The sequence below is a fragment of the Limnobacter olei genome (assembly GCF_029087225.1).
In the GTDB taxonomy this organism is placed as follows: Bacteria; Pseudomonadota; Gammaproteobacteria; order Burkholderiales; family Burkholderiaceae_B; genus Limnobacter; species Limnobacter olei.
The window spans coordinates 289,981-302,865 of sequence record NZ_JARFJD010000002.1 but is presented as its reverse complement, the minus strand read 5'-3'; the positions used below and the strand labels follow the sequence as shown (position 1 = coordinate 302,865).

The following is a 12,885-nucleotide window of genomic DNA, read 5'->3' as shown; positions in this document are numbered from 1 at the left end:
ATTTTCAAAAACTTTTTGAATTTTATTGGCATTGCTCTTGCTAGTTTGATGTTGATTCAACTTCAGGTGCACTGCCGTGTTCAAGCATCTTTCCAAACTTTCTCATCACGCTGCCTGGCGAAGGCAACTCGAATTGTTGCTCGACTCCACGGGTGAAGGCATCTATGGAATCGACCTCAAAGGGCGTTGCGTTTTCATCAACAAGGCAGGCGCGGAAATGTTGGGTTACTCGGCCGATGAAGTGCTTGGCAGGAATATGCATTACCTGATGCACCACTCCTACGCGAACAACGATTTGATGCCAGTGTGTCAGTGCCAAATCTTTCGCGCCTTTCAGGAAAACAAGGGTTGCCGTGTTGACAATGAAGTGTTGTGGCGCAGGGATGGCAGCTGTTTTCATGCTGAGTACGCTTCTTACCCGATTTTCGAAGAACAAGCAGTGGTGGGCGCTGTGGTCACATTCACAGACATCACCGAACGGGTTGAAGCGCAAAATATTCGTGCTGCTGCGCAGGTTGAACTGGAGCGTAGGGTAGTTGAGCGTACTGCACAATTGCAAAAAGCGCACGACCGAATGCGCAGACTTTCTGCACACCTGACCACCGTTCGAGAAGAAGAGCGCACCCGAATAGCGCGTGAGATGCACGACGACCTGGGTGCAAAGTTGACGGCGTTCGATCTGGAGTTGAAAGCGCTTTCCTACCGCTGTGCAAACGATGAAAAACTGACCCTGAGGATTGAGAGCATGCTGGACTTGGCCCAGGGTGCCATGGAAAGTTTGCGGCGAATACTTTCTGATCTTCGTCCGGGTGTGCTGGATCATCTTGGGCTTTGGGCGGCAGTGGAACATTTGCTGGGTGAGTTTTCCCAACGCACCAATGTGGTGAGTTCACTCGATATTGCCCCGGCACTGGAACATGTTCGTCTGAGCAAAGCCACCGAGACTGCCTTGTACCGAATTTTGCAAGAAGCGCTGAACAATGTCAGCAAGCACTCGGGCGCCAATAAGGTAGAGGTGCGCGTGCACACTGAAGGGCGGGCGGTGGTATTTCAGGTGAAAGACAACGGCCGTGGCATGGCGGTGCGCACTTTCAATGCCGGTTTTGGTTTGATGGGGATTGAGGAACGCGCTTGGGACATTGGTGCGCGTTGCTCGATTGATTCAATTTTGGGGCAGGGCGTGTGCATCAAGCTGCGCCTACCCGAGGTACTCGCCTTATGAAGATTTTGATTGTGGACGACCACATGATTATTCGGCGTGGCCTTGTTCAAATTCTGGATGAGTTTGATGGGCAGTACCAAAGCGAGCAGGCGGCTGACGGCGTAGAGGCTATGCAGAAACTTCGCAAGGGCAGCTTTGATGCCGTGTTGCTGGACGTTGCACTGGGCGAACGCGATGGTTTCGATGTACTGAAAAGCGTGCGCAGTGAATTTCCGAAACTGGGCGTGGTGATGTTGTCGGTGTACCCCGAAGCGCAGTTTGCTTTGCGTGCCATTCGCAGTGGTGCCAATGCGTACCTGAACAAAGGTTGCTCGCCCCAGGAGTTGACACAGGCCCTTCAAATGGCCTGCGCCGGGCAAGTCTACCTAACCCCTGCTACAGCCAACTTGATGGCCAACGATTTGCGCAAGCCAGCTGACAGGCTGCCTCACGAGCGACTGTCCAATCGTGAAATGCAGGTGCTGCGTTTGATGGCGCAGGGCGAAACAGTTCAACACATTGCACAGGCCTTGTGCTTGTCGGGCAACACGGTTTCAACTTATCGCGCGCGTGTGTTTGAAAAGCTGGAACTGAAAAACCTGGTGGACCTGGTGAACTACACCAAGCTGCATGGCTTGTAATTTTCTTGTAGGGCCAGCACTACAACACAATCACAAAAGGCGTGATACCCAGCCTTCAGCCCCCGCGGCACACTGAAAGCCTGTTGATGCAGTGTTGCCGGAGAAACGTGAATGGCCAGAATGCAAGGGTTCAGACTGGGTGTGTATGTGTTCAAGGAAGCCGAGGTGGTGGACTACGCAGCACCGTATGGGGTGTTCTCGGTTGCCAAACGTTTCGACCCAGAGTTGGAAGTGTTCCTGATTGCCGAGAGCATGCGGCCAGTACAAACTCAAGCTGGTTTCACTGTGTTGCCCAACTATTCGTTTTCTGACACACCTGCAATGGATGCATTTCTGATTCCGGGTGGTTTTGGTACCCGGCAGGAAATGAACAATGGCAACTTGCACCGCTACATTCGGGCGCTGCCCAACACTTGTTTGCTAACCAGCGTGTGCACGGGCTCGTGGATTTACGCTCGCATGGGTTTGCTCGATGGCTTGGCTGCCACCAACCGCAAAGAACCCGATCGCCTTGAAGCTTCGCACCTTGGAAAAACCCCAATCGACCGCTTGGCTGAAATAGCACCAGCCTGCCAGGTAAGCCATGCAAGGGTGGTGGATGCCGGCCGGATCGTAACAGGTGGCGGCATCGCAAGCGGCATGGAAGTGGGTTTTCACCTGTTGCGCCGCGCCGGTTACGACGAAGAATTTATTGCCGAGGTGGCCCGTGTGATGGAGTACACCAAGGCCTACCAGCAATACCAACACGACATTGATTATTTTCGCCCCGCATTGAACCGCGCCACAGCCTGATTGTTGCAACACTGCATAGGAGTTCACCATGTCTTTTTTCAAGAACCCGTTCGATCCCAATACCCGCCTGGGCATGCGCTGCGCCTGTGGCCAACACAACAGTCAGGCTGAACACGACCAACAACTGGCCGTGCAACAGATGGAAGAGCGTGCTGTTGAAAACGCGGTGATGCATGCACTGTTTCCCAACGACCAGTTACGCCGCAATTTCCTGCGCGCTGTGGGCAGTGGTACCGCCATGGCAGCCATCGGCAGCCTGTTCCCTTTGGCGGCAGCCAAGGAGGCGTTTGCCCAAAGTAACGGCCCTTTGGAAAAACAAAAGCTGAAAGTGGGCTTCATTCCAATCACCTGTGCAACGCCCATCATCATGGCGCAGCCTTTGGGTTTCTATGCCAAGCAAGGCTTGGATGTTGAAGTGGTGAAAACTGCTGGCTGGGCGGTGGTGCGCGACAAGTCGCTGGCCAAAGAATACGATGCGGCTCACATGTTGTCGCCCATGCCTTTGGCCATCTCCATGGGTGTAGGCTCGAACGCCATTCCATGGACTATGCCCGCTGTTGAAAACATCAATGGTCAGGCCATTACATTGGCCATGAAGCACAAGGACAAACGCAATCCGAAAGACTGGAAGGGTTTCAAGTTTGCAGTGCCGTTTGACTATTCCATGCACAACTACCTGTTGCGCTACTACCTGGCCGAGGCTGGCCTTGATCCCGATCGCGATGTGCAAATTCGTTCCGTGCCACCTCCCGAAATGGTGGCCAATATGCGCGCTGACAACATTGACGGCTTCCTGGCGCCCGACCCTGTGAACCAACGTGCCGTGTACGACGGCGTGGGCTTTATTCACATTTTGTCGAAGGAAATTTGGTCGGGCCACCCGTGCTGCGCGTTTGCAGCCAGCAAGGAATTCGTGACCCAAAACCCCAACAGTTACAAAGCCCTGTTGAAGGCGGTACTGGATGCCACGGCCTACGCACGCAAAGCCGAGAACCGCAAGGAAATTGCAGCAGCCATTGCCCCCACCAATTACTTGAACCAGCCATTGACAGTGGTTGAACAGGTGTTGACCGGCACCTATGCAGATGGCTTGGGCGGTATCAAGAAAGACCCGCAGCGCATCGACTTCGATCCGTTCCCTTACCAAAGTTTTGCGATTTGGATTTTGACCCAGATGAAACGCTGGGGACAAATCAAGGGCGATGTGGACTACAACAAAATTGCCAAAGATGTATTTTTGGCCACTGACGCGACTCGCTTGATGAAAGAAGTGGGCATGCAGCCACCGGCATCGCTGGATAAAAAGTTCAGTGTAATGGGCAAACCGTTCGATCCCAAGAAGCCTGAGGAATACATCAACAGTTTTGCAATTTCCAGAACCAAGGGCTAAGCGGCATGAAAGACTTTAGGAAGCAAAAGTGGGCCCCATGGGCTTTGTCGGGTTTGATCCTGGTGGTGTTGATTGCCATTTGGACCATTGCCACCTTGCCCGAGCAAGCCGAGGTGAATGTAGATCCTGAATATGCAGCACTGGTGGGTCAGGCTGCGTCCACGGGCAGTAAAACCCCATTGCCCACCCCGGGCGATGTGGGTGAGAAGTTGTGGGGGCACATCAGTGATCCGTTCTACGATCGTGGCACCAATGACAAAGGCATCGGCATTCAATTGGGCTATTCCATTTTCCGCGTGCTGGTGGGTTTTGGTTTGGCCGCTTTGGTGGCGATTCCATTGGGCTTTGTTATTGGCATGTCGCCTTTGCTGTACAAGGCGCTTGACCCCTTCATCCAGATTTTGAAACCGGTGTCGCCATTGGCCTGGATGCCGCTGGCACTGTACACGATCAAAGACAGCGACACCTCGGCTATTTTTGTGATTTTCATTTGCTCCATCTGGCCGATGTTGGTCAACACAGCGTTTGGTGTGGCGGGGGTTCGGCGTGATTGGTTGAACGTGGCCAAAACTTTGGAAGTCAGTTCACTGCGCACCGCATTTCAGGTGATTTTGCCGGCAGCGGCGCCCACCATCATGACAGGCATGCGTATTTCCGTTGGTATTGCCTGGCTGGTGATTGTGGCGGCTGAAATGCTGGTCGGCGGCACGGGCATCGGTTACTTCGTGTGGAACGAATGGAACAACCTGTCGATTGCCAACATCATCAGTGCGATTTTGTTCATCGGTTTGATCGGCATGTTGCTCGATACGCTGCTGGCCCGCATGGCCAAGCTGGTCAGCTACAAGGAGTAAAAAACAATGACGACTGAACACAAGATATTCAGCAAAGACCTCATACCCAATGAAAAAGCTGCCGCCTTCCTGCAAGTGGAAGGTTTGGTAAAAAGTTATGCGCCTGCTGACACCTCGGTTCCACCTGTGTTCGAGGCCGTGAACTTCGATATTCAGAAAGGTGAGTTTGTTTGCATCATCGGCCATTCCGGTTGCGGCAAAAGCACCATTCTGAACATTCTGGCGGGGCTGGATGAAGCCACACAGGGCTACGTGATCATGAACGACAAAGAAGTAGTAGGCCCATCGCTTGACCGTGGTGTGGTGTTTCAAAGCCACGCGCTGATGCCTTGGATGACAGCGTTGAAAAACGTGGAGTTTGGTGTGCGTTCACGTTGGCCTGAAAAGTCGCCGGAGGAAATCAGTGAACACGCCATGAAGTATCTGGATATGGTGGGTTTGGGTAAAGCCGCAAACAAAAAGCCGCATGAACTTTCTGGCGGCATGAAACAGCGGGTGGGCATTGCCCGTGCGTTTGCCATTCAACCGCAAATGCTGTTGCTGGACGAGCCCTTTGGCGCGCTGGATGCGCTGACCCGCGGCACGATTCAAGACGAGTTGCTGCAAATTGTGAAGGCCACAGGGCAAACCGTATTCATGATTACGCACGATGTGGATGAGGCCATTTTGCTGGCCGACAAAGTGATGTTGATGAGCCACGGCCCGCGCGCGCGCATTGCAGAAATTGTTGAAAACACCATGCCGCGCGAACGCACCCGGAGCACCGTGCATCACGACCCGCAGTACTACGCCATTCGCAACCATTTGGTTGATTTCCTGGTGAACCGTGCAGCACCCGTACCCAGCGCCGAACCCGATGGCAACAAATTGAATGCTGAATTGCACAAACAACCCACGGTGGTTCGCCCAGGCTTGAAAGCCCTGAGCAACACGAAAGTTGGCACCGAGACAACACCCCCACTAAATTTGATTCAAAGGAGTGCACCATGAAACGAACCGACGTCACCGAATTGATTGTATTGGCCAAGCGCAAGAAGAAATGCACTTGGGACGACTGTGCCAAAGTACTGGGCCAGTCCAAGGAATGGAGCACAGCGGCATTGCTGGGCCAGATGACCTTGACCGAAGAACAGGCCAAGAAAATTGGCGAGTATTTGGCCTTGCCACCCGAGGCAGTGGATTGCCTGCAAGTTGTGCCTTACAAGGGGTCGCTGCCCACCGCCGTGCCGACTGACCCTCTGATTTATCGCTTTTATGAATTGATCAGTGTGTACGGCACTACCTTCAAGGAACTGATTCATGAAGAGTTTGGTGACGGCATCATGAGTGCGATCGACTTCAAAATGGATTTGCAGCGCGAGCCTCACCCCATGGGTGACCGCGTCAGCATCAATATGAGCGGCAAATTCCTGCCCTACAAAACCTATTGATTTCAAGGCCGAATTTACGGCTGGCTGAACACCCCGGGTTAGAATAAGCGCTTGTCTTAATTCTTACCTGGGGTAATGCTGTGACTGATTCAACCAACAACGCCGCCGCTGGCGACGAACTCGTACTTCCTTCTGGCGTGAAGCTGACTTTCAAAAAGCGCGGCACCGGCACGCAAAAGCCCACACCGAATTCAATCGTGGAAGTGCACTATGAGGGCACTTTTCTGGATGGTCGCGTATTTGATAGTTCAATCAAACGCAACGAAAAAATCTCTTTTCCGCTGAACCGTGTGATTCCAGCCTGGACCCAGGCTTTGTGCGAAATGGTGGTGGGTGATCGGGCAATCGTGTTCTGCCCATCCGACACTGCATATGGCGCGCGTGGTGCAGGTCCGATTCCGGGCAACACCGACTTGGTGTTTGATGTGGAGTTGTTCGACATCCGCTGAGGTTTTTTGCTCGCTTGGCATGGGTTGTTTGTGTCGCACTGGACTAGCGGACTAGTGGGCTTGGGAGCAAAACTTGAAGGGTCACCGCTGCGGTTTTTGGCAAACTCGGCATGGGTTACTTGTTCCGCACAGAAAACCGCTTAGTCCCTTTTTGAATGGATTCTTGCTCACCTCGCTCGGCAAAAGGGCGGGCCGAGTCTCGGCGTCGGCTTGTAGCCGACCGCTGCGAATCCATTCAAACGGGGCGGTTTTCTTGAAGTGCGCCCCAAGCAATCCCACTGCCGTGTTGGCTTGAACCCGCAGAGTGCGCCCATCTGCAAGTTCGGCTCCCCGCACTCCCGTGCAGCGCTTCTCCACCTCCGAGCGACGCATGGCTGTGTTCAGAGCTCCATCGGCACTGGCGAATCTCCCTCTCCACGCAACTCACGGCTGATTTCATCGCCCAATCAGCGGCGGTGTTTCGATCGCCTCGCCTTCAACAAAACCTGCCCGTTTGAATTCACCCGCCACGGCCGGCCATGGGCCGGCACCGAGTCTCGGCCCGCCCTTTTGCCGAGCGAGGAGAGTCAGGGTGAACATCAAAAAGGGATATACAGGTTTTCTGGCGAGAGATAGGAACCCAAGCCAAGTGGGCTAATCAAGATCGACGCGTTATCAGAACCCAAGCCGAGTGGGCTCAAGCCGCCTTGCGCAGCTGAAATTGCCGCGTTCCCCACTGAATCAGGAATGGCACCAAGGCCAGCGCAGCCAGAGAAATGACCACTTCCAGTGAAATCAATTCTTCCAGCCGGTTTACTTTGGATAACTCGTTACCCGCATTTACATACAGCATGGTGCCGGGCAGCATACCCACAAAGCTTGTCCACAAGAATGTCCACAAGAATGTCCACGGCTTTACACGGCTCAGGCCAGCCAGCAAATTGAATGCGACAAAAGGAATGATGGGGGCCAGTCGAAGACTGAGCAGGTAGGCTACTTCGTTCTTTTCTATGCCCTTGTTGATCTCATCCAGCTTGTCGGCGAAGCGGGCCTCAACGGATGATCGAAAGAAGTGCCGCGCAAACAGCATCGTGAGCAGGGCACCCAAAGCCGATGCGGCGGTGGACACCACCATGCACAGGCCAAACCCCATGCAGCCCCCACCCACCAGCATCAATACACCTGCACCTGGCAGGCACAAGGCGGTAATTACTACAAATACACCGAAGTAAATCAAAGTGACCAACGTGGGGTTATCCACAAAGTGCATGGCCAACTCGCGCTGTGCGGCCAGCATGTCTTGAAGTGATACATCGGCATTCATCCACACGAAGAGCAACGCTGCTGCAATCAGCAGCAATGCTGTTTTCCTCCAGTGTTGTTGAACAGCCTGTGGCATTTGGTGCTTCCTTAACCCTTCAATACGATTGGCTCAATGGCCTCGCCTTGCGGCAGTATGCGGCCAATAATGGCGGTGTGTTCATAGCCCAGTTGCTTCAATGCAGCCACACAGGCCTCTGCTTTTTCGCCGGGCACGGTGGCCAGCAAACCACCTGCGGTTTGCGGATCAAATATCAATGGGTAGCGCGGGTCATTCACATACTCAGCCTGATTTCGAATGGCTCGGCGCAAGCGCACGTTCGCAGGTTGCAGAGAACTGACAATGCCTGCGCTGACCATGTCAAGCGCACCGTCCAGCAGGGGCAGGGCGCTTAAATCAAGTTCGGCATCCACTTCAGAGGGACGGGTCATTTCCACGAGGTGACCCAACAGGCCGAAACCAGTCAGGTCTGTACAAGCCTTCGATCCATATTCACGCAGGCACTGTGCGCCCAAGCGGTTGCTTTTCACCATCGATTCCAGCGCAGCATCTATCCAGCGGCCTTTGGTTTTCAACTGCGGCAGGGCGGCGAACAAGGTGCCAGTGCCAATGGGTTTGGTCAGCAAAATTGCATCGCCAGGCCGCATGCCGCCCTTGATCATCACGCCATCCAGGTTTTCATCCACCAAACCGTTGATGGCAAAACCCAGGGCCAGCTCGCGGCCTTCTCCGGTGTGGCCACCCACCAATGCGCAGCCTGCATCGTTCAAAACCTCCACTGCACCACTCATCATTTGAAACAGCAACTCTTCAACTTTCGATTCCAGCCCCGGCGGCACCGTGACCACGGCGGTGGCCGATTGTGCCTCGCCGCCCATGGCAAACACATCGCCCAGTGCATGGTTGGCTGCAACCTTGCCAAAAATATAGGGGTCGTCCACAAAGGCCCGGAAGAAGTCGACGGTGTGCACCATGGCTTTGCCAGGTGGTACTTTCACAATTGCAGCATCATCGGGTGCATGCAGGCCTACCAATACGTCTTCGCGATCCACCGGTTTTAGGTTACCGAGTGCGCGAGATAAAACTGTGGAACCCACTTTGGCACCGCAACCGCCGCAACGCATTGCAATGGCTGAAATGGCTTGCAGGCTTTCTTCCTGTGTCAGTGCCAAATTCGGTGTGCTGTTGCCACCAGCTGGTTTTGCGTTTGAATCCATGTCTGGAAAGTCACTGAATTTCGCCATGAAACGGCGATCAATCCAGTCTTTCCATTGCCAAACCCATGCGCCTGCGAAGCCCAGTGAACCCTTGGATGCCACTGCATATTTGTCGCCCGTACTGATCAGGGCCAACCATGTTTTTTGTGGACGGTATTCCAGCAGGTCGGCGCCTTGAACAAACAGGTGAAGGTTCTTGGTCAGTGGTTTGCCCATGCGCACCGCAAACACGCCTGCTTTCTCAAGCGGTGTGCTGGTCAGGTTTGCAATGTCGCCTGCTGCAAAAATTTTTGGATCTCGCGTGGTCTGTAAGGTAGGGCCCACATTGATGAAGCCACGGGAATCCAGTTCAAGGTCGGTGTTCGCAAGCCATGCGGCACCGCCTGCTTGCGTAACCCACATGATTTCGTCGGCATGCAAGTGCTCACCCCGCTTGGTTTGCAGGGTGTGGCCATCCAGTTGCACCACTTCGGCGTCACGGTGTAGCACCACACCACGTTCATTCAATACTTTCTCGAACCTCGCACGCACGCCTGGGTTGTGGGTGGGCAATACATCAGAATCTGCAGTGAACAGGTGAAATTCCAGTTCATCCGGGTTGCGCCCCATCGCAGTCAATTCATTGCGCAGGCGAAATTGCATGGCCAGCGCCAGTTCAACACCACCGGCACCGCCACCCACCACAGCAATGGTGGTTTTGCCTGCATGGATTTTTACACGGTCCAGCAAGTTAACCCAACGCTGGTTGAACCTTGCAATCGGCTTGACTGGCACTGCATTTTCCAGTGCGCCAGGCACCAATTGCACCTGGGGCGTGCTGCCAATGTTGATGGACAGCGCATCGTAAGCCACTGGCGGGCGATTCTTGCAAATTACCTTTTGATTGGCTCGGTCAATGCCAACTACTTCGTCTTTGAACAAGCGTGCACCTGCAAAGGCGCACAGGCGACCCAGGTCAATGTGCACGTCGTCATAGCTGTAGTGGCCTGCAATGTAGCCGGGCAGCATGCCGGAATAGGGGGTGTGAATATCCGTACAAATCAAGGTCAGGCGCACGCCGGGCCAAGGCTTCATGCCAAACATGCGCAGCACACCCACATGGCTGTGGCCGCCGCCTACCAGCACAATGTCACGAAGAATGGGTTGGTCAGATGTTTGCATGCTGTACTTCTTGTGGGTTGGCTTCGTTGTTGTTTTGAACTGCTCGTTGTACGAGTGCAATTAAACGGTTTTGTTCGTTTTCCGGGGCAAATAATTTGGCCCGCTCGGCGCATTGGCTTTTCAATTTGGTGTACATACTGGATTTACCCGGTGGCAAGGGTTTCGGATTCACAATGTCTTCTTGCAATTGGGTTAGCACATTGGCCAGGGCATGTGAGTTGCCCAAGGGGAAGTAACCGGGGTAAGTTGCACCCAGCATGCCGATGTTGCCGTCAATGTAGCTGGCGACCACTGGCGTGCCGCTGCACACAGCTTCCATGATCACATGCGCCCCACCTTCCATTTTGCTGGCGTGCACCAGCACATGGGCGCGTTGAATGCGCGTGCGGGTAGCACCGTGGGGCTGGTTGCCCAGCCAGCGGTAGTTGGGGCAAGCTTGCATCGTTTCTTCGGCGGCTTGTGCCAATTCAGGGTCTAATGGCCCGCCAATGTGATCGATGAAAATATCCGGGTAGCCACGCAGCAGCACCGCCGCTTCCATCAGGGTTTGTGGCATTTTTTCATCGCGCAAATGCCCCACCATCACCACCTTCAATCGGCGTTTGGCCTTGTTCAGGGTTTTGCGCGAAGTGGTCGATTGAAAAATCACCGATGTCTTCTTCTGCAGGTTTTCATTCAGCTTCTCGACACCCTTTTCCTGCAACACAATCAAATGTCGCGCCAATTCGAGTGATTTCTGTGCGGTTTCATCGGTTTCAATGTCTCGGTACAGGTCAGTGCCGGTCAGCGCCAGTATTAGCCCCAGGCTTCCTTGCGCATCGGTGCCGCGGCTTTGTGCCCATGCAGCAATAGAGTCGGCAGAACGGCGGGCATGCAGGGCGATCATGGCCACGTCCTGCTCTGTGGTTGCCGAATGCTCCCAGTGCTTCACAATGCGAACGTTGAAGTGTTCGGACAAAAACAGTTGCCAGCGGCGCGCTGTTTGCCAATTGCCGTTGTTGGCGTCGGCCAAGGCAGGGCTTACGATGACGATGGATGGTTTAATCAAGACAACAGCCACTCTATTTGGTATGGGATGGTTCGAAGTGTCAGCCACCCAAGGTGGTACACTGCGACCCAGAAGAAGTTTACACGAACCAACACGCCAATCACCGCGAGAACCCGCATGCAATCAGCCCAAGAAACCCCCGTGATCCAATGGACCAAAGGCGAGGAAACCTTCAGCGCGCGCTGGCAGTCGGAACGCAATTTGGCGGTGCCTGGCAAAGTAATGCTTGCCGACGATACTTTGACCGCCGACATGGCGTACCGCCTGGCTTGCGAAGGCAATGTGTTTTTGTGGCAAAGCGATTTTCAGAATGCCCGCCAGTTGATGCAAGCTTTGGTGCGCCGCGTAGACAAAAACGCAGAGCACAAGAAAAGCAAATCCGCGAAAGCAGGCAAGGCCGATGTGGACTACCCCCAGAAGTTTCACCTTTACCGCCAGGCCCAGGCTCAGCGTGCCCGAATTCTGGGTTCCATCCTCATCCCTTTCAATGCGGACTACAGCATTCCATTGCGTCGCGCACCCGATGTATTGGCGGCATGCACAGAAGCATGGGGCGAGCCACACGTAGACGGCCCGATGATTGTGACTTCGCTGCGCGAGATGATGGGTGTGGTAGGTGCGCATGAATGGCGCAAGAAGGGTGTGGATGTGCCAGCCCTGGGCGACCCGCCCAGTAACCGCATTCATCCGTATTACGGTGTGTTTTCACCAGTGCGTGGCGAATATGTTGATTTGGTGTTAAAAGCACCGATGCCCAAAGCCTGCGAAGTGAACGGCACTGCCATGGATGTGGGCACAGGTACTGGGGTGTTGGCCGCGGTGCTGGCGCAACGTTGGTTAAGCAATATTGTGGCCACCGACAATGACCCACGCGCACTGGAATGTGCGCAATTCAATATCCAGAATTTGGGCATGGGCAAGCAGGTGAAAGTGGTGCAAGCTGATATGTTTGCTGACGGCAAAGCGGATTTGATTGTGTGCAACCCGCCTTGGTTACCGGGCAAGCCCACTTCACCGATTGAACGTGCTATTTACGATGAAAACAGTGGCATGTTGAAAGCTTATCTGGCGGGCCTGGCTGCGCATTTGAATGCGGGCGGAGAAGGCTGGTTGATTCTGTCGGACTTGGCAGAGCATTTAAAGTTGCGCACGCGGGAAGAGTTGCTGGGCTGGATTGAGCTGGCGGGCTTGAAAGTATTGGGCCGCACAGATGCAAAGCCCAAGCATGGCAAGGCCTTTGATGCCAGTGATGCGCTGTTTGATGCACGGTCGAAGGAAATGACCAGTTTGTGGCGACTTGCTGCTGGCTAATTGGCATGCCTGTTGTCGCTATCGTTGCGCATTGCTTATCGCTTAATCAGCGCGAATCCCAATGCGTTCGCCTGAAAACCTGTATTTCCCT

At 54.1% G+C, this 12,885-nt stretch carries 12 protein-coding genes; 9 read left to right on the top strand and 3 right to left on the bottom strand.

The genetic code is table 11. The annotated features are described in order from the left end of the window. Positions 1 to 76: 76 nt before the first annotated feature. From PY990_RS01555 to PY990_RS01520, 8 genes are all read left to right on the top strand, one after another. The gene (locus PY990_RS01555; RefSeq protein WP_171097703.1) at positions 77 to 1,222 is read left to right on the top strand and encodes a sensor histidine kinase; all 1,146 of its coding nucleotides are present in this window, start codon (positions 77 to 79) and stop codon (positions 1,220 to 1,222) included. Next, positions 1,219 to 1,842 (top strand): response regulator, encoded by a 624-nt coding sequence (locus tag PY990_RS01550; RefSeq protein WP_275270107.1) that lies wholly within the window; start codon positions 1,219 to 1,221, stop codon positions 1,840 to 1,842. Before PY990_RS01555 ends, PY990_RS01550 begins: the two co-directional genes overlap by 4 nt. A 111-nt stretch (positions 1,843 to 1,953) precedes the next feature. After that, complete coding sequence (locus tag PY990_RS01545; RefSeq protein WP_275270106.1) at positions 1,954 to 2,634, top strand: DJ-1/PfpI family protein; 681 nt, start codon at positions 1,954 to 1,956, stop codon at positions 2,632 to 2,634. A 28-nt stretch (positions 2,635 to 2,662) separates the two neighbouring features. Then, positions 2,663 to 4,024 carry a CmpA/NrtA family ABC transporter substrate-binding protein gene (locus PY990_RS01540; RefSeq protein ID WP_275270105.1) on the top strand — a complete coding sequence of 454 codons (1,362 nt, stop codon included), beginning with the start codon at positions 2,663 to 2,665 and terminating at the stop codon, positions 4,022 to 4,024. Between the two features lie 5 nt (positions 4,025 to 4,029). Further along, a complete protein-coding gene (gene ntrB / locus PY990_RS01535; RefSeq protein ID WP_206018565.1) occupies positions 4,030 to 4,878 on the top strand; it encodes a nitrate ABC transporter permease in 849 nt (282 codons plus the stop codon). A gap of 6 nt (positions 4,879 to 4,884) precedes the next feature. After that, positions 4,885 to 5,868, top strand: a complete 984-nt coding sequence (locus PY990_RS01530; protein WP_275270104.1) for an ABC transporter ATP-binding protein — start codon at positions 4,885 to 4,887, stop codon at positions 5,866 to 5,868. Beyond that, positions 5,865 to 6,308 carry a cyanase gene (gene cynS / locus PY990_RS01525; RefSeq protein ID WP_275270103.1) on the top strand — a complete coding sequence of 148 codons (444 nt, stop codon included), beginning with the start codon at positions 5,865 to 5,867 and terminating at the stop codon, positions 6,306 to 6,308. The genes PY990_RS01530 and cynS overlap by 4 nt, the downstream gene beginning before the upstream one ends. An 80-nt stretch (positions 6,309 to 6,388) precedes the next feature. Next, positions 6,389 to 6,757: an FKBP-type peptidyl-prolyl cis-trans isomerase gene (locus PY990_RS01520; RefSeq protein WP_008250135.1), complete on the top strand. Its 369-nt coding sequence runs from the start codon at positions 6,389 to 6,391 to the stop codon at positions 6,755 to 6,757. Positions 6,758 to 7,433: 676 nt separating this feature from the next. On the opposite strand, the gene PY990_RS01515 is transcribed toward PY990_RS01520, so the two are convergent. The 3 genes from PY990_RS01515 to senB are packed head-to-tail and all read right to left on the bottom strand — an operon-like array spanning position 7,434 to position 11,483. Then, positions 7,434 to 8,135 (bottom strand): TVP38/TMEM64 family protein, encoded by a 702-nt coding sequence (locus PY990_RS01515; protein WP_275270102.1) that lies wholly within the window; start codon positions 8,133 to 8,135, stop codon positions 7,434 to 7,436. An 11-nt stretch (positions 8,136 to 8,146) separates the two neighbouring features. After that, a complete protein-coding gene (selD, locus tag PY990_RS01510; RefSeq protein WP_275270101.1) occupies positions 8,147 to 10,435 on the bottom strand; it encodes a selenide, water dikinase SelD in 2,289 nt (762 codons plus the stop codon). Further along, positions 10,422 to 11,483, bottom strand: a complete 1,062-nt coding sequence (gene senB / locus PY990_RS01505; protein ID WP_275270100.1) for a selenoneine biosynthesis selenosugar synthase SenB — start codon at positions 11,481 to 11,483, stop codon at positions 10,422 to 10,424. The genes selD and senB overlap by 14 nt, the downstream gene beginning before the upstream one ends. 117 nt (positions 11,484 to 11,600) lie before the next feature. On the opposite strand from senB, the gene PY990_RS01500 reads away from it, so the two are divergent. Continuing rightward, positions 11,601 to 12,794, top strand: coding sequence for a class I SAM-dependent methyltransferase (locus PY990_RS01500; protein WP_275270099.1), 1,194 nt, complete (start codon positions 11,601 to 11,603; stop codon positions 12,792 to 12,794). The last annotated feature ends 91 nt before the right edge of the window (positions 12,795 to 12,885 follow it).